Genomic DNA, 20,741 nt, shown 5'->3' with positions numbered 1-20,741 from the left:
GACGCGCGTCACCCATCGCGCGACCCGGTGAGCGTCGGGGCGATTGCATCGCCTCGACCGCAAAGCGTCAGCGCGGCGGCTGATTCGGATCGCCCGGTCGAAGCGAGGCCGGCGGCACGAAGTGAATGCAGGAGTGCGAATCAAATGCGGGCATGCCCGATCTTCCTTCAGGTTTCAGATGAAACGGAACGGCACGATGCGATAAGGCGGGGATGGTGCGAACGGCGGTGCTGCAACGGCAGGAAAGCGCGACGCGAGTCGGCAGGGCTGGCCGGAATGCTTTCCGGAAGCTTGCGCAAAACTTATCTCAGTGAAATCTCGGTGTCAAACTTTTTTAGTTTGAGTCAAACAAAGTTTTAAGTGTGCGGGGCGATGGACCTGCGATCGGTCTAAATTTCCGGGAAATCTGTCCGTAAACGGTAAAAAACAGATTGAAAGGAGAGAGAGGGCATGACGACTTCAGTCACGGCAGCGAGCGGCCTTTCGCTCGTGCAGATGGCGCAGCAGGCTGCGCTCGACGGGCGCCAGCAGACGGACGCGGCGACCGGGCAGCCGCAGGACACGCCGATTACCATCCGGGCGCTGGACCAGGACGCGATGCACGCGGCGCGCATGAAGCAGATGTCGATCCTGGGCAACCTGTCGACGAAGCTGCGCGACGTCACCAGCCAGCTCGCGACGAGCCTGCACGAGATCATCGCGAAGCGTCCGGGCCTGGCCGACGCGCAGTTCGACTTCATGACCGACAACGGGCAGATCAAGGTCGTATCGAAGACGATGACGGAAAGCGATCGCGCGTGGGTGGAGTCGACGCTGAACGCGAACGCGGGCCTCGTGCTCGCGACGCGCGCGTTTCACCAGCAGGCCGTCGATTTCGCGGAGCAGGGCGCGGCCGCCGTAGGCGAGACGTTCACGGACGACGATCGCAAGGTGGCCAGCCAGCGCGCCGACGCGGACTTCCTCTTCATGAAGGAGATCAACGCGTCCGTCGCGCGCAACCAGAGGTTCGAGGAAGTCGGCGGGCATTTCACTACGCAGGACGGCACGCGGCTGACGTTCGATCAGTCGGCCGGCACCGCGCGCGGCACGCTGGCGCTGCTGGATACCGACCGCCAGTTGTCGTCGGGTGCGGCGATCTTCGTCGACGATTCCGGGCAGAAGACCTACGGCCGGCGCGCCGGCCTGATCGACGTCGGCTTCGGCGCCGCGTTCGAGGACATCCTGAACGGCCGCAACAGCATCGGCTTTCACGAGATCGCGTAGCCACGCGCGCCTCAGGGAGCCGCACGCCGCACGCCTATTCGTCGCGCAGCGCTTCCGCCGGCCGCACCCGCGCGGCGCGCCAGCTCGGGTAGAGCGTCGCGACGCACGACATCAGGAACGCGGCCGCGGCGATCTCGATCACGTCGGTCGCCGCGAGCTTCGACGGCAGCGAGCTGAGGAAGTACACGGACGGCGTCAGGAAGCGGATGCCGAGCAACTGCTCGATGGCGGGCAGCACCCACGGGATGCTCACCGCGATCGCGCAGCCGAGCGCGACGCCCGCGAGCGTGCCGGCGAGGCCGATCGTCATCCCCTGGATCGCGAAGATCTTCATGATCGACCCGGGCGGCGCGCCGAGCGTGCGCAGGATCGCGATGTCGCCCTGCTTCTGGGTGACGGTCATCACGAGCGACGACACGAGGTTGAACGCGGCGACCGCGACGATCAGCATCAGGATCAGCGACAGCATGCGCTTTTGCAGCCGCTCGGCCTCGAACCACGTGCGGTTCTGCCGTGTCCAGTCGCGGATATAGAGGTCGCCCGACAGCGTGCGCGACAGTTCCAGTGCGACGTCCGGCGCGCGCTGCAGATCGTCGAGGCGCAGCCGGATGCCGGTCGGCGCACGCACGTTGAACAGCGTCTGTGCGTCGCGGAGGTGGATGTAGGCGAGCGCGCTGTCGTACTGGTAGTGGCCCGACTCGAACGTGCCGACCACGTTGAACTGCCGGAACCGCGGCAGCGCGTCGCCGATGCGCGCGGTGTTGCCGGGCGCGAAGAACGTGACGCGGTCGCCGATCTTCACGTGCAGCGCGTCGGCCAGCGCCGAGCCGAGCACGATGCCCATCTCGCCCGGCACGAGCGCGTCGAGCCGCCCGGTCTTCAGCTTGCGCGCGATCTCGGACACCCGCGGCTCCAGCACGGGATCGATGCCGCGCAGCGCGACGCCCGTCACGCTGCCCGCGTTCGTCAGCAGCGCCTGCGCGTCGACATAGGGTGCGACGGCGCGCACCGCCGGATTCTGCAGCGATTCGTGCGCGGTGAGCCGCCAGTCGGGCATCGCGCCCGTCGGCGAGAAGATTTCCACGTGGGCGAGCACCGACAGCATCCGGTCGCGCACTTCGGTCCGGAAACCGTTCATCACCGACAGCACGACGATCAGCGCGGCGACGCCGAGCGCGATGCCGGCCATCGCGGCGCCGGCAATGAACGACACGAAGCCGTCGCCGGCCGAGCGCCGGCCGCCGCGCGCATAGCGCAGCCCGATCTGCCATTCGAACGGGAGTTTCAAGCGGTTTCCTTTCATTTCGATGCGAATCATGCCGAGCCGCGCATTCTAGCGAACGCGGCGCCGCCGTGTGCAGAGGTTGCGCCCTGGACGACCGAGATCCGCCCGACCGGCCGGTCATCCGGCGGCGTTGCGCGCCGGCACACCGATATTTCCATCGTTTCGGGTCTGATCGATAATGGCGCCCAGCATCCGGTCGAACATACCAAGCAATTACGGCGCAACCGGGCCGCGCCGTCACAGACCCATAACAATTCGGGGAAGGTTGCCGCATCCGGCAGCATGTCCTTGACAAGGAAATAACAATGGATTTGCTGCGCTTCCTGCTGCTCCTGCCGATTCGCGTGGCGGGCTTCGTCTGGTGGCTGCTCGGCTGCGCGCTGCGGCCGCTGGTGGGCGACGTGTCGTGGACGGCGCCCGCGTGGATGGGCGTGACCGCCGCGGCCGTGCGCCGCCGCCCGTGGCATGCCGGCGGCCTCGTGCTGCTCGCGGCCGCGCTCGGCTACGGCGGCTACTGGTTCAAGCATCGCCCGAAGCCGCCCGAGCCCGCGACCGTCAGCTTCACCGTGAAGGCGCCGGCGATCACCACCTACGAGGTGGACGACACCGACAAGCCGAAGATCACCGTGCATCCGCTCGAAGTCGTGTTCGCGCAATCGGCGGCGCCGATCGAACAGGTCGGCAAGCCGGCCGGCGACGGCATCGAGATGACGCCCGCGCTGAAGGGCGCGTGGGCGTGGGTCGACGACAAGACGCTGCGCTTCACGCCGGCGGCCGACTGGCCGGTCGGCGCGCACGTCGAGGTGCGTTTCGCGGTGCACCGGGTGTTCGCGCCGCAGGTGGCAATGCACGACGATCGCTTCGCTTTCGATGTGCCGGCGTTCGCCGCGACAGTCGGCAACAATGAGTTCTACCAGAATCCCGACAATCCGGCGGAGAAGCAGGCGCTGCTGCAACTGCGCTTCAACTACCCGGTCGATCCGGCCGAGTTCGAGAAGCGCATCGGCCTCGTGCTGGTCGGCCGCGACGGCAAGAATTCGACGCCGCTGCGCTACACCGTCAGTTACGACAAGATGAAGACGAGCGCATGGGTCCGCTCGCAGTCGCTCGAGATCCCGCGCGATCCGCTGGTGGCACGGCTCGACGTCGACAAGGGCGTAAAGAGTGCGCGCGGCGGCAACGGCACGCTGGACGTGCTGCATGCGTCGGTCGCCGTGCCGGGGCTCTACAGCCTGTCGATCGCCAACATCGCGCCGACGCTCGTCGACAACGAGCGCTACGAGCCCGAGCAGGTGCTCGTCGCGGAAGCGTCAGACGGCGTGCGCAGCGCCGACCTGGCCGCGCGCGCCAAGGCGTGGGTGCTGCCGAAGCGCAAACCCGGCGTCGATCAGTCGGACGACGATCCGCCGTACGAATGGAACGTGGCCGACATCAGCGACGCGGTGCTGAAGCAGTCGAAGCCGCTGCCGCTCGACGCGGTGCCGACCGAGAACGACTACGCGACGCTGCAAAGCTTCAAGTACCACGCGACGCCGGGCGATCGCATCGTCGTGCGTTTCGCGGGCGACCTGAAATCGGCGGGCGGCTACCTGCTCGCCGAGCCGGTGACGACCGCGTTCACGGTGCCCGACTATCCGAAGCTGCTGCGCTTCATGGCTGACGGCTCGCTGCTCTCGATGAGCGGCAGCAAGCGGCTGTCGGTCGTGTCGCGCAACCTGCCGGGGATGAAGGTCGAGATCGGCCGTGTGCTGCCCGACCAGCTCCAGCATCTCGTGAGCTTCAACAACGGCACGTACGCACGGCCCGAGCTGTCGTATTCGTTCAGCGAGGATCACATCGTCGAGCGCTTCGTGCAGAAGCGTGCGTTCCCGGCCGGCGACCCCGGCAAGGCGCATTACGAAGGCATCGATCTCGGCCAGTACCTGAAGGGCGGCAAGCGCGGCTTGTTCCTGCTGCACCTGACGAAGTACGACCCGGCGGCCGAGAAGAAGAAAGCCGACGATGCGAAGGACAGCGATGCATCGTCCGGCGACGGCAGCCAGGATCAGTCGGACAACGCCGATTCGGGCGACAGCAGCAGCAACGGCGACGACAGCGACAACGCGCTCGGCGACACCCGCCTGATCGTCGTGACCGATCTCGGGATGCTGGTCAAGAAGGCGCTGGACGGCAGCCAGGACGTATTCATCCAGTCGATCCGCACGGGCAAGCCGGTTGCGGGCGCAACGGTATCGGTGCTCGCCGTGAACGGCCAGGTGCTGTTCACGCAGACCACGAGCGCCGACGGCATCGTGCATTTTCCCGCGTTCAAGGGGCTCGACCGCGAGAAGCGGCCGCAGCTGTACGTCGTGAAGAAGGACGCCGACCTGTCGTTCCTGCCGGTGGCCGGCCGCGATCGCCAGCTCGACTTCTCGCGTTTCGACGTCGACGGCGAGCGCAATGCGACGGGCCAGGGGCAACTGTCCGCGTACCTGTTCTCGGATCGCGGGTTGTATCGCCCTGGCGATCCGTTCCACATCGGCCTGATCGTGCGCGCGGCGAGCTGGGCGCGCAGCCCGGCCGGCGTGCCGCTGCAGGCGGAGATCGTCGACCCGCGCGGGATCACCGTCGAGCGCAAGCCGGTGACGGTCGATGCGACCGGCTTCACCGAGCTCGGCTATACGACGGCCGAAACGGCGCCGACCGGTACGTGGACGGTCAACCTGTACATCGTCAAGGACGGCCAGCCCGGCGCGGAGCCGATCGGCAGCACGACGGTGCAGGTGAAGGAGTTCCTGCCCGACCGGATGAAGGTCGACGCGAAGCTGTCGCAGCAGGTGGTCGAAGGGTGGGTGAAGCCGAAGGGGCTGAAGGGCGTGGTCGATGCGCAGAACCTGTTCGGTACGCCGGCGGAGAAGCGCCGCGTCGCGGCGACGCTGACGCTGCGCCCGGTGTGGCCGTCGTTCCGCAGCTGGCAGGGCTATCACTTCTTCGACGCCCGCCGCGCGAAGGAGGGCTATACGACGACGCTGCAGGACGGCACGACCGACGACAAGGGCCATGCGGAGTTCGACCTCGATCTCGACAAGTACGCGGACGCGACCTACCAGCTCTACTTCCAGGCGAAGGCCTATGAAGCGGAAGGCGGGCGCAACGTCGCCGCGAACGCGCAGACGCTCGTGTCGAACAACGACTGGCTCGTCGGCTACAAGTCGGTCGACGATCTCGGCTACGTGAAGCGCGGCAGCCCGCGCACGGTGCGGCTCGTCGCGATCGATCCGACCGCGAAGGCGATCGACGTGAAGGACCTGCGTGCGCAGCTCGTCGAGGAGCGCTACGTGTCGGTGCTGACCAAGCAGGATTCCGGCGCATATAAATACGACTCGCGGCTGAAGGAAGTGCCGGTCGACGACAAGCCGCTGGCGATTCCGGCGGCCGGGCTCGACTTCACGCTGCGCACCGACAAGCCGGGCAGCTATGCGCTCGTGATCCGCAACGCGGCCGGCGCGGCGGTGAACCGGATCGAGTATTCGGTCACGGGCGACGCGAACGTCACGCGTTCGCTCGACCGCAACGCGGAGCTGCAGGTGACGCTCGCGAAGCACGACTACAAGCCGGGCGAGCAGGTCGAGATCGCGATCCGCGCGCCTTACGCGGGCAGCGGCCTGATCACGATCGAGCGCGACAAGGTGTATGCGCATGCGTGGTTCCATGCGGACACGACGAGCTCGATCCAGCACATCACGGTGCCGGCCGGCTTCGAGGGCAACGGCTACATCAACGTGCAGTACATTCGCGATCCGTCGTCGGACGAGATCTTCATGAGCCCGCTGAGCTACGGCGTCGTGCCGTTCTCGGTGAACCTCGATGCGCGCCGCAACGCGGTGTCGGTCGATGCGCCGGCGCTCGTGAAGCCCGGCGACACGGTGAACTTCACCGTGCATTCGGCGAAGCCGGCGAAGGTCGTGGTGTTCGCAGTCGACGAGGGCATCCTGCAGGTCGCGCGCTACAAGCTCGGCGATCCGCTGAAGTTCTTCTTCCGCAAGCGGATGCTCGAAGTCGGCACGTCGCAGATCCTCGACCTGATCCTGCCGGACTTCGAGAAGCTGATGGCGATGGCCGCGCCGGGCGGCGACGCCGACGATGCAATCGGCCGCCAGTTGAACCCGTTCAAGCGCAAGCGCGACAAGCCGGTCGTCTACTGGTCGGGGATCGTCGACGTGAACGGCGACACACGCTTGAGCTACACCGTGCCCGACTACTTCAACGGCAAGCTGCGCGTGATGGCCGTGTCGGTGTCGCCGGACCTGGTCGGCACGTTCGAAGGCGCGACGACGGTGCGCGGCGATTTCGTGCTGTCGCCGAACGCGCCGACGACACTCGCGCCGGGTGACGAGGCCGACGTCAGCGTTGGTGTCGCGAACAACCTGACGGGTGTCGGCAACCAGCCGGTGCCGGTTGCGGTCACGCTGAAGACGGGGCCGCAGTTGCAGGTGATCGGGCCGGCCACGCAGAACGTCGCGCTCGCACCGCAGCACGAGGGTGTCGCGATGTTCCGCGTGAAGGCGACCGACACGCTCGGCTCGGGCTCGCTGTCGTTCGGCGCGCGTTATGGCGCGAAGGGCGCGCAGCAGCGCGTCGACGTGTCGGTGCGGCCGGCCGCCGCGTTCCGCACGCAGCTCGACATCGCGCGCCTCGATCCGGGCAAGAAGGCGAGCGTGCCGAACCTGCGGTCGATGTACGACGCGTATGCATCGCGCGACGCGAGCATCTCGACCGCGCCGCTCGTGCTGTCCGAAGGGTTGTCGTCGTATCTCGTCAACTTCGAGCACACCTGCAGCGAGCAGCTGGTGAGTGCGGCCGTGCCGCGCGTGTTCGCGGCGAAGTGGCTGTCGGTGCGGGCGCTGACGAGCGCGATGCACGCAACCGACGCCGGTGCCGACGCGACGAACGCGGCGGCGATCACGCAGTTCCTCGGGGTGCTGCGCAGCCGGCAGAACGCACAGGGCGGGTTCGGGCTGTGGAGCGCGACACCCGACGCCGATCCGTTCGTGTCCGCGTACGCGATGCACGTGCTGCTCGACGCGCGCGAGCGCGGCATCGCGGTGCCGAAGGACATGCTCGACGCGGGCAATCAGTATCTGCAGAAGCTCGCGGCGAACGATTCGCTCGGCTCGCTCGACCTGCTGCGGCAGCGCGCGTACGCGGTGTATCTGCTGACGCGCCAGGGCAACGTGACGACCAACAGCCTCGCGGCCGTGCAGAAGCGGCTGCAGGATGCGTATCCGAACGACTGGAAGAACGATCTCGCAGCCGCATGGCTTGCCGCGTCGTACCAGCTGCTGAAGCAGGACAAGGAGGCCGCGGCGCTGATCGCGGGCCCGCAGGCGCTGCTCGAGCGCAAGCGCGCATCCGACGGCGGCTACGTGACGGGCTACTACCTCGATCCGCTGACGCGCGACGCGAGCGTGCTGTACCTGATCGCGAAGCACTTCCCGGACCGCGTGCGCAAGCTGTCGCCGCGCGCGATGGACAACCTCGCCGCGCCGCTCGTCGACAACCGCTACAACACGCTGTCGTCGGCGATGACGATCCTCGCGCTCGATGCGTATGCGGCGTCGAATGCAGGCCAGCTCGACCAGCTCGCGATTGACGAGGTGCGCGCGGGCGCCGCGCCGAAGGACGTGTCGTCGATCCAGGCGAACCTCGTGCGCTCGGGCACGTGGTCGGCCGGTGCGTCGCGCGTCGACTTCGTGAACGGCAGCTCGCTGCCCGCGTGGTGGATCACGAGCCAGTCGGGCTACGACCGCGGCACGTCGACGAAGGCGATCAAGAACGGGCTGGAGATCGTGCGCGACTACACCGACACGGACGGCAAGCCGCTCGACAAGATCACGGTCGGCCAGGAGATCGACGTGCACCTGAAGATCCGTGCGACGGGTTCGGCGAGCGTCGGCAACATTGCAATCGTCGACCTGTTGCCGGGCGGCTTCGATCCGGTCATCGCGCCGCCGCCCGTCACCGACACGCAGGAGGGCGACAGCAACGGCGACGGCGGCGCGTCGGCGCCGGTGGCCGATGCACCATGGCGGTCGCCGATCGGCGTGAAGGGTTCCACGTGGCAGCCGCAGTTTGCGGACGTGCGCGAGGATCGTGTGGTGATCTACGGCACCGCGACGACCGACGTGCGCGAGTTCGTCTACCGGATCAAGGCGAGCAACGCGGGTCGCTTCATCGCGCCGCCGGCCTACGGCGAGTCGATGTACGACCGCCGCTTGCAGGCCCAGGCGCCCGGCGGGTCGACACTGACGGTGGAGCGCGTGCGATGACGATGAAGCTGCAACGTCGTTGCCGGCCGCGCCGGGTGCGAGGAGCGCCCGCGCGTGGCTGACGACGTTTCGGTGCGCCGGCGCGTGCTGCACGGCGCCGGCCGCTGGCTGCATCGCTGGCAGAACTGGATCGCCGGCGTGCTGCTCGTGTTCGGCGCGCTGGCCGCGTGCCGGCTGTGGCCGCATCCGCCGCTGCGCGACTGGAAGCCGTCGTCGGTCGCGGTAACCGACGCACAGGGCCACTTGCTGCGGCTCACGCTCGCGAAGGACGATCGCTACCGGCTGTGGGTGCCGCTCGACCGGATGTCGCCGCAGCTCGTCGAAGCCGTGATGCTGCACGAGGACCGCTGGTTCTGGTGGCATCCCGGCTTCAATCCGTACGGGCTCGCACGCGGCGCGTGGATCACGTATGTGCGCGGCGGCAATCCGCAGGGCGGCTCGACGCTGACGATGCAGCTCGCGCGCTCGCTGTGGCGGCTGAACACGCGCACACCGACCGGCAAGCTCGAGCAGGTGGCGCGCGCGGTGCAGCTCGAACTGTTCTATTCGAAACGGCAGATCCTCGAAGCGTATCTGAACGATGCGCCGTACGGCCGCAACGTCGAAGGCGCGGGCACCGCGAGCGTCGTCTATTTCGACCGGATGCCCGACGCGCTGACGCTGCCCGAGGCGCTCGCGCTCGCGGTGATTCCGCAGGACCCGGCGCGACGGGTGCGGGGAGGGCAGGATGAAATCAATCGCGCGCTGGCCGTGTCGCGCAACCGGCTGTATGCGCGCTGGCTGACGAAGCATCCGGGCGATGCGTCGTTCAAGCCGCTGTTCGCGTTGCCGCTTGCGATGCGGCCGCTGTCCGCGCTGCCGTTCGATGCGCCGCATGCGGTCGACCAGGCACTCGCCGCCCGCAGCGCGTGGCGAACGTCCTCGAGTGCGACGGCGAACGACAGCGACGCCGACGCGCGGCTCGTGACGACGCTCGATCTCGACCTTCAACGCACACTCGAACGGCAGATCGCACGCTATGTCGCGCGCAACGACACGCGCGGCGTGCGCAACGCGGCGGCGATCCTCGTCGATACGCGCGACATGGGCGTGAAGGCGCTCGTCGGTTCCGCGAACTTCTTCGACCGCACGATCGACGGGCAGGTGAACGGCACGCTTGCGCGGCGCTCGCCGGGATCGACGCTCAAGCCGTTCATCTATGCGCTCGGTTTCGACCAGGGCGTGCTGCATCCGCAGACCGTGCTGCGCGACGTGCCGACCGCATTCGGCCCGTATGCGCCGGAGAATTTCGACGGTCATTTCCTCGGGCCGATCACCGCGACCGATGCACTGAACCGCAGCCGCAACGTGCCGGCCGTGTGGGTCGCGTCGCAGCTCAAGTCGCCCGATCTGTACCGGTTCCTGCAGGAAGCCGGCGTGCGCCGGCTCGCAAGCGCGCAGCACTACGGGCTCGCGCTGGTGCTCGGCGGCGGCGAAGTGACGATGCAGGATCTCGCGGCGCTCTACGCGATGCTCGCGAATCGCGGCGAGTTCCGGCCGCTGCGGCTGCGCGCGGACGAGCCGGCGCTGCCTGGCAAGCGCCTGCTGAGCGCCGAGGCGAGCTACATGACGATGGACATGCTGCGCCAGCATCTGCGCCCTGACGAGACGAGCGGCGCGCAGCCGTCGAGCGTGCCTGTCTACTGGAAGACCGGCACGTCATGGTCGTTCCGCGATGCGTGGACGGCCGGCGTGTTCGGCCCGTACGTGCTGGTCGTGTGGGTCGGCAACTTCGACAACTCGACCAATACGGCGTTCGTCGGCGTCGACGCGGCCGCGCCGCTGTTCTTTCAGGTTGTCGATGCGCTGAATGCCGAGCGCACGCTCGTCGAGCCGCCGCGTGCGATGCCGCCGAAGCTGAAGCGCGTGCGGATCTGCCTCGCGAGCGGCGACTTGCCGAACGAGTGGTGCCCGCAGCAGGGCTGGACGTGGTTCATTCCGGGCACGTCGCCGATTCGCGTGAGCACCGTGCATCGGCCGGTCGTGATCGACGAGGCGACGGGGAAGGCCGCGTGCCCGCCGTACGATGGCAAGCGCACGCATGCGGAGATCTTCGAGTTCTGGCCGTCGGATCTGCAGCAGGTGTTCGTGCAGGCAGGCATTCCGCGCCGACGGCCGCCCCAGAATGCGGACTGTCGCGACGCGGGGCAGGTCGAGGGTGATCCGCCGCGCATCACGTCGCCGCTGCGCGGGAGTACGTATGCGATGCGTGTGAAGAGTACGGAGGAGACGCGCATCGCATTCAACGCGACCGCCGATGCGAGTGCGCACGCGCTGTACTGGTTCGTCAACGATGTGTTCGTCGGGCGCGGTGTGCCGGGCGATGCGCTGTTCTGGCAGCCGCGGACGGCCGGCAGTTATACGGTGCGGGTGGTTGACGATCACGGGCGCAGCGATCAGCGGCCGCTGGCGGTGGGGTTGGAGCAGTAGGCGTTGCGTGGCTGTCGCCCGGGTTGCCGCCGGGTGACTGCGTCGACCGCTTCTGTGCTGGGAGGATTTCCGCGGACATGGGGCAGACTGTCGGCATTCGGCCGGATTCATCGTTCGACAACAGCGCAACGAGAAACGAAATGATTGCAATCGACGTCGCGTGGAAGCGCGCTTTCGAGACAGAGCCGGTCCGGCTCGTTTCGGTGCTGGATCGGGATCGCTATGAGGTGCGCAAGCTCGAATTCTTTCGCGACGGCCAGGTGGGATTTGCCGACGATGCGAGGTCGTCGCATGGAACGGAGCTTGGAACGGTTCCCGTGCCGTCGCTGGTCGAGATCAACGCCGATCCTGAATTCGATGGAAGAGAGATCACGCTGGAAGATTTCGAAACGCTATGGTCGCGCCATGTGACACGTATCGATCGCGTCGACTGAGTGTGCGGCGTTGGGCGGCAATCAGTCGCTCGACATCAGCGCGTAGATTGTCGGCCCGATAACGAGAGTGTCGAACGTCATCGTCCGCCGATATCGGCGATATCGGAACCTGGGAAGCTGTTGCTGATCCATGCAGTCCACTTATGCGATGCCTTATGGACAAGAAAGCAAGAAACATCCTGGTCAGAACCTACTGGAGCAGCAAGGGATGGGTCGACAAAAAGGACAGGAACATCAGCGACGCCGATCTTGCCTATGCAAAGGAACAAGGCGTGATGTTTGCCCCCGTCACGCTGACGCACGACCAGAGCATTACGGCAATCAAGGAAATTCTGCCGAAGGTTACGCAGGATGCCGTAGCCAGGGCATTTTTAAGCAGCCTCTCGACGCGGCGGCTGGAATGGCGTTCGGCGTTGGCTTCTTTCGTGTGCGCGCAACGATTGTCGCCGCCGCATGAATACGTACCGAAGGTGAGCGGACACGGCTACACGAACGGTGTCATCACGCATACCACCTATCGCTGCGGCGTCTGCGATGGATCCCGGGAGTATGAAGCGGTGGACTTGAACGTACTGAATTTCGAGCGCATCAAATGGGGCGGCGTGCGTCTCGGCGACCGGATGTATACCTTGCTCGATTTGCAGCAATTCCTGCGCGAAGAAATTTCGGAGCCCACGCAGGCCGACATCGACATTCTCAAGTCGATGCTGTCAGTGATCGCTCATAGCCAGCCAGGTGACTACCCGAGTGCGCTGAGGGACAACCTGGCGCCGGTCATCAAATCGTCGAAAAACGAGCGCGACGTGTTGGTCGAAATTCTGGCTTGCGTTGATATTCTGCGACCGTCGTCTTACGACAGGCCCTCGCGAGGCAGGCACGATTGGCATTTCGTGGAGCACTGGCGCGGAGAGGACAAATACAACGAAGCGGCCGTGAAGCAGTATTTCGGCAAGTATCTCGATTGACAGGAGACCGCAACTTGCCCGGTTTGCAGGCCGGGTTGGCAGCACCGATTCAGCCTGCCTCGATTGCTGATTCCGCATATCGAAGCCAATGCTGGGTTCGGCCGAGTGGCGGCATTTCAAGAATGCTGCATGTCTCTTGCGGGGCGTCAGGCAACATCCATTGCAATCGCCAACGCGCCTTTTCTTCTTTTCTTCCGGCGCTTGACGTAGCCGCTGGCGCGTAATGCCCCGCCCACCCCATCACCCATCATCCGCCTTCGCCTGCAGCCCCTTCAACCCCTGAATCACGACCAGCAGCGCGCGCCCGTGCTCATCCGACCCGTCCCACGCGTCGACGATCGCGTCGCGCAGCAGGTCGTTGTACTGGCGGCGCGACGGCCCGGTGTCGACACCATAGAAATTGCATAGCTTATTGAATGGCGCGCTGCGGCGCAGCCGGTGCCCGTTCGACAGCCTCAGGCGCGATACGGTTGGCTGGCTGACCCCGGAGAGTCGCGCGATTTCGCTGGACGAGCGTGTGTCTGCCATCAGACGGCGCAACAGGTCTTGAACGGGAAAATCTTGGTCCGGGGCTTCCATGCGATGCATTATACCTATACAGTTACGGCTGTTGAATGGGCTTGCTGTCACCAGCGAGGCTGTATCCCCGAGAAAGTTGATGACACTGAAACACCTCCCACCCACGTTCTGCTGGACCAAGATCGGTACCGAGTCCGGCGAGGATTTGCCGACCGTCGTGCTCCGCAAGGAATGGGAGCGCCGGCTCGGGGGCGGGCGTTTTCTGTGGGGCATCAACCAGCCGCTCGGCAGCAGCGCGCAAGTCGCCGCGCATCGCACGGGCTCGCTGCTCGCGCTGTTTTCGCCGGTCGCATCGCGCCCGCGCGCGGGCGAGCGGAAAGACATGCTGCTGTGGAACGCATGGGTCGACGCAAGCGGGCAGGTGCGCCCGTTGCCGCCGCACACGTTCATCGCCAGTCGCTCGACCCTGCCGTCGGGCCGGCGCCGCGAACAGCACTACGCGCTCGTGTGCGCGTCGTCCACGGCGCTGACGGTCGGCACGCAATTGCGCGTGTTTCCCGATCACCTGCGCAGCGTGAGCACCGGCCAGCCGCTCGGCGCCGCACAGGGCGCGGCCGTGGTCGATTGCGTCGGGCGGGCGAAGGAGCAGACGGGCAAGAGCTATCCGCTCGCGCTGTCGGTCGAGCTCGAAGCACCGTATTTCGTGCGGCTCGCGCAGCCTTGCGTGCTGAAGGCGCGCGATCTCGCGGAAGTGAACAAGGCCACGCGCGCGGGCGATTTCGATCGCTTCGTCGAGCTCGTCGCGCGTTTGCGCGGCCGCTCGCCGACGGACGCCGTGCGCGGTGTCACGCGTGATCTTTTCGATGTGCCGCCGATCGAAACGGCCGCCGCGTATGTTGCGCCCACGCACGCGGCGCGATTGCGCAACCGGCCGGCGGCCGAGCATCCGCGTGATCTCACCGGCGACCTGTTCGACCTGTCGCCGGGTGAAGCGGCCGCGTTCGCGGGCCTTGCGCATCCCCGTATCGGGCGCGCGTGATGAAACGCGCGCAGCAGATCGCGCAAGAATTTGTTGCAATCTCGCCATAGCGGAGCGGCGAGCGCAGAGAGACAATCGGCACGAAGCGCGCTGCGCGGCGGCCGATGCGTCGAACCTCGATGGGTCGTGGTTCACGCCGCCGACATGCGCACCACGCACACTGAGCGTCGGCGTGCTTCACACTGCAACCCTGAGGGAGAAGTGTCGATGTCGACCCACATCTGTTCGCGGGAAGCCCGGGCCGCGCAGCGCTTCGTCGAAGCCACGCGCAACGTCGATCAGGCGTTTCGCGCCGTGCGCGGCGAAAGCGACGACGACGTTTCGTCGGCGGAATACGCACTTGCGATGTCGCGCCTCGATCGTGCGCTCGACGAGCTGGCGCGTGCGCAGGAATTTTTCGATCGCGTCGTCAGCGCCGACACAGCGCACGACAACTGATCGAGCCGCATCAACGTGAAAGCGCGTCGGGCGACGCGCTTTCATTATCTTGCCGGGCATCGCTCCCGGCATGTCATTCAGTCATCCCGTTCCGACTTCAAACCTTGCGGCCTTCTACCGGATAGCCGGGATCGGTATAGCCGTGCGTCGAGGCATGCCCGGGCGGCACGAGCGCATCGACGAACCGTTCGTCGTCCGGGCCGAGTGCGAGCTTCAGCGCATCGACGTAGCTGTCCCAGTGTGCTTCGGTGCGCGGCCCCGCGATCGTCGAGCTGACGATGCGGTTCTTCATGACCCACGCGAGCGCGAACGCAACCGACGTCGTGCCGCGCGCGGCGGCATGCGCGGCCACCTGCTGCGCGATGTGCAACGATTCGGGGCGCCATTCCGTTTGCTGGATGCGACGGTCGCCGCGGCCCGCGCGCGAATCGGCGGGCGGCTGCGCATCGACTGCATATTTGCCGGTCAATACGCCGCGCGCGAGCGGGCTGTACGGCACGACGCCGATCCCGTAATGCGCGGCGGCCGGAAGCTGTTCGACCTCGGCCGTGCGATCGACGAGGTTGTACAGCGGTTCGCTCGCGACCGGGCGATCGATGCCGAGCTGGTCCGCGAGCCGCACGATCTCGGCGATGCGCCAGCCCTTGAAGTTCGACAGCCCGAAGTAGCGCACCTTGCCTTGCCGGATCAGGTCGGCGATCGCGCGCATGCCTTCGTCGAGCGGCGCATCGGTCAGCGCGCGATGGAAATAGAGGATGTCGATGTAGTCGGTGCCGAGCCGCTTCAGGCTCGCGTCGACCGATTCGACGATCCATTTGCGCGACTGGCCCTGCCGGTTCGGCCCTGCGTCCGGCCCGGCCGGATAGCCGAACTTCGTCGCGACGACCCAGCTGTCGCGACGCGACGCAATCGCGCGGCCGACCACTTCTTCCGAGCGGCCGGCGTGATAGACGTCGGCCGTGTCGATGAAGTTGATGCCCTGGTCGAACGCCTTGTCGATGATGCGCGCCGATGTCGCTTCGTCGGTTTCGCCGCCGAACATCATTGCACCGAGACACAGCGGCGACACCTTGAGCGCGCTGCGCCCGAGATAGCGGTAATCCATGAAGGCTCCATGCGGGCGCGTGCCCGCCGGTTGAATGTAGGGATGCTGCGCTTACACGCCGGCTTCGTCGAACACGCGCTGCGCGATCGTCAGCGCCGAGCTTGCGGTCGGCCAGCCCGAGTAGAACGCGAGGTGCGTGATCGCTTCGACCAGCTCGTCGCGCGTGAGGCCGTTGTCGAGCGCTTTCTTCAGGTGGAATGGAAGTTCGTTGACGCGATACAGCGACACGAGGCTCGCGACCGTGACGAGGCTGCGATCGCGCGGCGACAGGCCGGGGCGCTGCCAGACGTCGCCGAACAGCACGTTGTCGGTGTAGTCGGCGAGGGCGGGGGCGATGGCGCCGAACGCTTTGCGTGCGGCGGAAGTCGGTTCGGACATCGAGGGCTCCGGGGAAGGTGGGGAACACCGTCGATGGTAGCCACCGATGCGTCTATCGATAATCCCCGTCAATCCGCATGCACTTATCGACCCGATTCATGAATCGCGGCGCAGGTGCGGCGCAAAGCGGGCTCATGCGCGATAGCGCAGCGCCTCGACGATCACCGCGAGCGCGCGCGACGACTGCCGCCGGCTCGCGTAGTACAGGTGATGACCGGGGAACGTCGGGCACCAGTCGGCAAGCACGCTGTCGAGGCGGCCGGCGTCGACATGCGGCGCCGCGAGTTCGGCGGGCACGTAGGCGAGCCCGTAGCCCGCGAGCGCCGCGTCGAGCGTTTCGTAGGTGCCGTTGAACGTGACCTGCCCGTCGACGCGCACCTGCAGCATCTCGTCCCCGCGCGCGAGCTCCCACGCGTACAGCGCGCCGTGCGTCGGCAGGCGCAGGTTGATGCAGTCGTGCGCGACGAGATCCTGCGGCGACATGGGGCGCGCGCGTTCCGCGAAATACGCGGGCGCGCCGACGATCGCCATCTTCATGTCGGCCGAGATGCGCACGGCGATCATGTCCTTCGCGACCTGGTCGCCGAGCCGCACGCCGACGTCGAAGCGCTCCGCGACGATGTCGGACAGCCCGTAGTCGTTCACGAACTCGACCTTCAGGTCGCGATAGTCGCGCAGGACCGGCGCGAGCTTCGGCCACAGCAGCGTGCGGATCACGAAGTCGGTCGCGTTGATGCGCACGGTGCCCGCGGGCTGGTCGCGCAGTTCCGCGAGCGCAGCCAGTTCGGCCTCGATTTCGTCGAAACGTGGCGCGAGATTGAGCAGCAGGCGCTCGCCGGCTTCGGTCGGCGCGACGCTGCGTGTCGTGCGCGTGAGCAGCCGCACGCCGAGGCGGGTTTCGAGCGAGCGGATCGTATGGCTGAGCGCGGATTGCGAGACGCCGAGCTGCGCGGCCGCCCGCGTGAAGCTGCGCTCGCGCGCGACGGCGATGAAGGCGAGGAGATCCGCAAAGTTGTCGCGCGGCATGGAAGGTGTCGGGTGGTCGAGGCCCGCGCATCGTACCACCGGGTTCGACGGGCCGCGTCGTGTCGCTGCGTCGTGTCGCGGCGATGCGGCGCGCGTCAGCCCGCGCGGGTCATGCCCGGCGCATGGGGCGCGGGACGGTACGCATAGCCGCGCTGCTGGAACGACGTCGCGAAGAACCGCATCTGGTAGCGGATCGCATTCGCCCAGTAATCCCACGTGTGGCCGCCCGGCCGCTCCGCATAGTCGTGCGGCACGCCGAGCGCGACGAGCCGTTCGTGCAGCGTACGGTTCGAGCCGACGAACGCGTCGTCGCGGCCGCAATCGATCGTCAGGTCGAGATGCGCCCGCACGAACGCGCTGGCGCTGGCGACGATCACGTTGCGGTCCCAGAACGACGGATGGCGGCCGGGGTCGCCGAATACGTGGTCGATGCCCGGCTCGTCCGCGCAGCAGCGCGGATCGACCGCGCCGCTGATGCTGCCGACCGCGCCGAACGTGTCGGGCCGGTCGAGCGCGATGCGCAGCGCGCCGAAGCCGCCCATGCTGAGCCCGGTGATCGCGCGGGCGCGTTGCGTGGCGATCGTGCGGAAGTGCAAGTCGATGTACGACACGACTTCGTCGCCAATGAAGGTTTCGTAGCGGCTGCCGGAATCGAACGGGCTGTCGATGTACCAGCTCTCGTGCCCGCCGTCGGGCATCACGAGGATCACGTGGTAGCGGTCGGCCAGCGCGGCGATGCGCGTGTTCGACGTCCAGTCGGTGTGATCGCCGCCCGAGCCGTGCAACAGATAGACGACCGGATAGCGGTCGCCGTCGCGGGTGCCGCGCGCATAGGCGTCGGGCAGCACGACGGTGGCCTTGAGCGTCTCCTTCATCGCGGCGCTGGGAATCACGACGACCCGCGCGTGAAAGGCGAGAGCAGGGCCTGAAATGGCGACCAGCAGAAGCAGCCAGAAGGCGCGTGCCAGGTACATCGATCCTCGCATGTGTCGACCCCATCCGGCGCCGGGCGCCGGGAAAACCCTGTTCGGACGACTCTAGCAACCGCGCCTTTCAACCATATTTCGGCGAATCCTACGGGTTGTCAGGCGGGCGGCGTGGACACGATGCGCCCGAGCGCCGCGCGAAACGCATCGGGTTGCTCGGCCGCGATCAGGTGCCCGCAGCGCTCGATCGTGTCGAAGCCGGCGCAGCGCGCGAGCGCCCGGTCGGGCACGTGCCAGCCTGCGCGCGAGCGTTCGCCGGCCATCAGCCAGACCGGATGACGCTCGAACACTTGCGCGAGTGTCTGCAGATAGCCCGGTTCGCCGGTCGTCGCGACTACCGAGCGGCCCATCGCGCGCAGCGTCGATGCGGGCTGATGCGCGAGCCAGCGGCGGGCGTCGTCGACGAGGCCCGGCGACGGCGCGTCGATCGCGCCACGCAGCCAGCCGTGCGGATCGGCACGCAGGCCGTCCAGCATTGCATCGGCTTCGGCAGGCGTCATGCGGCCGACCGACGCCGACCAGAACGCATCGTCGAGCGTGAAGTTGCCCTCGACGTTGACGATCCGCCGCACGCGTTCCGGGTGCGCATGCGCGAACAGCATCGCGATCGCGCCGCCGACCGAGTGGCCGACGACATCGACCGGCTGCGCGCCGAAGTGCGTATCGACGGTATGGCGAAGGTGCTCGACCTGCGCGGCGAGTGTGATCAAGTCGAACGGTACTGCGCGATGCGCGCCGTAGCCGAGCAGGTCGGGCGCGAGATGCGGGCCGTTCCACCCGCGCACGTCGAGCGTGCCGATGAAACCGTGGATGAAGACGACGGGCGTGGGCTGGGTCATGGGGCGGGCGCGGCAGGAAGGGGCGGCAACGCGAGTTCGGCGAGCAGTTCGTCGAGTTCGAGCACGTGGGTACGGTCGTGGTCGAGCAGCTCGCGCACGAGTTCGTCGAGCGACATGCGGCGCAGGCCGTCGCGCAGCCCGCAGCGTGCGAGTTGCGCGGAATCGAGCGCGGCCGCGGTTGCACACAGCGCGGCGCGGCCCGTGCGGAATGCCGTGACGGCAGCGTCGAGCGGTTGCGCGAGATAGTCGCGTTGCGCGGCGAGCGCGGTGCCGTCGACGGATGCCATCACGGGCAGGTCGAGCGTGCATACGGCGTCGATGCGCTCGGCGAACACCGCGTCGAGATCGCGCAGGTGGCACGCATGCTCGACGAGCGAGAAGCCCGTGCCGTCGGGGCGGCGTGTCCACAGCGCGGCCGGCACGTGCGCCGCATACGCGGCGAGCCGATCGGGCAGGCGCGCCAGCGCGGCGACGACGTCGGTGAACGGCAGCACCTGCGGATTCGCGCTGAACACCGCGCCATAGCTGAACAGCGTGCCGCCGAGCCGCCCGCGCGCCTGCACGACGTCGTGGCCGTGACGGCGCATGACTTCCGCGACCATCGCGCCGCAGAACTGGCGGGCGGTGGTGTCGGTTTCGATTTCGGGGAATTTCAGTGCGATCTCGTGCTGGATCGCACCGATCGCGGCGACGCCCACGCGCGACAGCGCCGCGAATTCGACGTAGCGCTCGGGTTGCGCGATCAGCGCTTCGAGCTGGACGCCGAGCGCGGTGAGGCGGAAACGGTCGAAGCGGGAATGCATGACGGGAGGGTTTCGGCGAGTAACGTCTCAAAACGATACGTTACTCGCCGAGGGGACGTCAACAGGCGGAATCGTGCACGACGTTGGGTCACTCCTTGCCTGCGCCCTTGGCTGCCTGTTCGATCAGCTTCGCGACTTCGGCCGGGTGCGAGATGTACGCGACGTGGCTCGACTTGAGCTCGATCGTCTTGCTGCCGGCGCGTTGCGTCATGAAGCGTTCGAGCTCGGGGTTGATCGCGCGGTCTGCCGTGGCGACCACCGCCCAGCTCGGCTTGGTCCGCCATGCGGCATGCGTGATCGGCACGCCGAACGACTGCGCGGCCGGCGTCACTTGCGAGATCGCCATGAATTTCGCTTCGGCGGCCGGTACGTCGGCCGCGAAGTCGGCGTGGAACGACGCTTCGTCGAAATACAGATGGCCGTCTTCGGTGGCCTTGATCGCCTTCGTCGCGGGCGGCGTCTTCCTGGTCAGGTCGAGCGGGCTTTCGCCGGTGTCGGGCTGGAACGCGGCCACGTAGACGAGGCCCGCGACCTTGTCGTCGTTGCCGGCTTCGGTGATCACCGCGCCGCCGTAGCTGTGGCCGACGAGGATGCTCGGGCCGTCCTGCGCGTCGACGACACGCCGGGTTGCCTTCACGTCGTCGTCGAATGACGTTTCCGGTTGCTGAACGACGGAAACCTTGTAGCCGTCGCGCGTCAGGATGTTCGAGACGGCTTGCCAGCCCGAGCCGTCGGCGAAGTAGCCGTGAACCAGCACGACGTTCTTGACGGGGGCGGCGACGGCCGCGTGCGAACCGAATGCGGCGGCGGAAACGGCGAGTGCCGCGCCGATGTGGCGAAGTTGGGAAAAGCGCTTCATTTTCATTCTCCAGAAGGAAGGCAGG

General features: G+C 67.1%; 16 protein-coding genes. 7 read left to right on the top strand and 9 right to left on the bottom strand.

Annotated features, from left to right (window positions below; genetic code table 11):
- Positions 1–450: 450 nt before the first annotated feature.
- On the top strand, positions 451–1,263 hold the full coding sequence (locus tag CFB40_RS29320) for a hypothetical protein (RefSeq protein WP_089426797.1): 813 nt from the start codon (positions 451–453) through the stop codon (positions 1,261–1,263).
- A 34-nt stretch (positions 1,264–1,297) separates the two neighbouring features.
- Here the strand turns inward: CFB40_RS29320 and CFB40_RS29315 are convergent, their stop codons facing one another.
- Positions 1,298–2,566 (bottom strand): lipoprotein-releasing ABC transporter permease subunit, encoded by a 1,269-nt coding sequence (locus CFB40_RS29315; protein WP_089426798.1) that lies wholly within the window; start codon positions 2,564–2,566, stop codon positions 1,298–1,300.
- Between the two features lie 287 nt (positions 2,567–2,853).
- Between CFB40_RS29315 and CFB40_RS29310 the strand changes: the two genes are divergently transcribed.
- The 4 genes from CFB40_RS29310 to CFB40_RS29295 all read left to right on the top strand — a co-directional run bounded on the left by CFB40_RS29310 (position 2,854) and on the right by CFB40_RS29295 (position 12,724).
- On the top strand, positions 2,854–8,856 hold the full coding sequence (locus CFB40_RS29310; protein WP_089433151.1) for an MG2 domain-containing protein: 6,003 nt from the start codon (positions 2,854–2,856) through the stop codon (positions 8,854–8,856).
- Between the two features lie 54 nt (positions 8,857–8,910).
- Positions 8,911–11,325 (top strand): penicillin-binding protein 1C, encoded by a 2,415-nt coding sequence (gene pbpC / locus CFB40_RS29305; protein ID WP_089433150.1) that lies wholly within the window; start codon positions 8,911–8,913, stop codon positions 11,323–11,325.
- Positions 11,326–11,402: 77 nt separating this feature from the next.
- Positions 11,403–11,759 carry a DUF6881 domain-containing protein gene (locus tag CFB40_RS29300; RefSeq protein WP_256976918.1) on the top strand — a complete coding sequence of 119 codons (357 nt, stop codon included), beginning with the start codon at positions 11,403–11,405 and terminating at the stop codon, positions 11,757–11,759.
- 155 nt (positions 11,760–11,914) lie between these two features.
- A complete protein-coding gene (locus tag CFB40_RS29295) occupies positions 11,915–12,724 on the top strand; it encodes a hypothetical protein (protein ID WP_089433148.1) in 810 nt (269 codons plus the stop codon).
- 240 nt (positions 12,725–12,964) lie between these two features.
- On the opposite strand, the gene CFB40_RS29290 is transcribed toward CFB40_RS29295, so the two are convergent.
- Positions 12,965–13,303 (bottom strand): helix-turn-helix domain-containing protein, encoded by a 339-nt coding sequence (locus CFB40_RS29290; protein WP_089433147.1) that lies wholly within the window; start codon positions 13,301–13,303, stop codon positions 12,965–12,967.
- A 79-nt stretch (positions 13,304–13,382) separates the two neighbouring features.
- On the opposite strand from CFB40_RS29290, the gene CFB40_RS29285 reads away from it, so the two are divergent.
- Positions 13,383–14,282: a hypothetical protein gene (locus tag CFB40_RS29285; RefSeq protein WP_089426803.1), complete on the top strand. Its 900-nt coding sequence runs from the start codon at positions 13,383–13,385 to the stop codon at positions 14,280–14,282.
- Between the two features lie 207 nt (positions 14,283–14,489).
- Positions 14,490–14,720, top strand: coding sequence for a hypothetical protein (locus CFB40_RS29280; RefSeq protein WP_089429039.1), 231 nt, complete (start codon positions 14,490–14,492; stop codon positions 14,718–14,720).
- Between the two features lie 97 nt (positions 14,721–14,817).
- Here the strand turns inward: CFB40_RS29280 and CFB40_RS29275 are convergent, their stop codons facing one another.
- The 7 genes from CFB40_RS29275 to CFB40_RS29245 form a co-directional block, all read right to left on the bottom strand.
- Positions 14,818–15,825 carry an aldo/keto reductase gene (locus CFB40_RS29275; protein WP_089433146.1) on the bottom strand — a complete coding sequence of 336 codons (1,008 nt, stop codon included), beginning with the start codon at positions 15,823–15,825 and terminating at the stop codon, positions 14,818–14,820.
- A 51-nt stretch (positions 15,826–15,876) separates the two neighbouring features.
- Positions 15,877–16,203 (bottom strand): carboxymuconolactone decarboxylase family protein, encoded by a 327-nt coding sequence (locus CFB40_RS29270; RefSeq protein WP_039369463.1) that lies wholly within the window; start codon positions 16,201–16,203, stop codon positions 15,877–15,879.
- A 132-nt stretch (positions 16,204–16,335) separates the two neighbouring features.
- Positions 16,336–17,229 (bottom strand): LysR family transcriptional regulator, encoded by an 894-nt coding sequence (locus tag CFB40_RS29265; RefSeq protein ID WP_089433145.1) that lies wholly within the window; start codon positions 17,227–17,229, stop codon positions 16,336–16,338.
- A gap of 95 nt (positions 17,230–17,324) precedes the next feature.
- Positions 17,325–18,203 (bottom strand): alpha/beta hydrolase, encoded by an 879-nt coding sequence (locus CFB40_RS29260; RefSeq protein WP_174973825.1) that lies wholly within the window; start codon positions 18,201–18,203, stop codon positions 17,325–17,327.
- Positions 18,204–18,313: 110 nt separating this feature from the next.
- The gene (locus CFB40_RS29255; RefSeq protein WP_089433144.1) at positions 18,314–19,054 is read right to left on the bottom strand and encodes an alpha/beta hydrolase family protein; all 741 of its coding nucleotides are present in this window, start codon (positions 19,052–19,054) and stop codon (positions 18,314–18,316) included.
- Positions 19,051–19,857, bottom strand: coding sequence for a DinB family protein (locus CFB40_RS29250; protein ID WP_089433143.1), 807 nt, complete (start codon positions 19,855–19,857; stop codon positions 19,051–19,053). Before CFB40_RS29250 ends, CFB40_RS29255 begins: the two co-directional genes overlap by 4 nt.
- Before the next feature lie 88 nt (positions 19,858–19,945).
- A complete protein-coding gene (locus CFB40_RS29245; protein WP_089433348.1) occupies positions 19,946–20,716 on the bottom strand; it encodes an alpha/beta hydrolase in 771 nt (256 codons plus the stop codon).
- Positions 20,717–20,741 lie beyond the last annotated feature (25 nt).

The sequence above is a fragment of the Burkholderia sp. AU31652 genome (assembly GCF_002223155.1).
Classification (GTDB): domain Bacteria; phylum Pseudomonadota; class Gammaproteobacteria; order Burkholderiales; family Burkholderiaceae; genus Burkholderia.
Note: the sequence above shows the minus strand (reverse complement) of the source record. Positions and strands in the feature narration are given on the sequence as shown.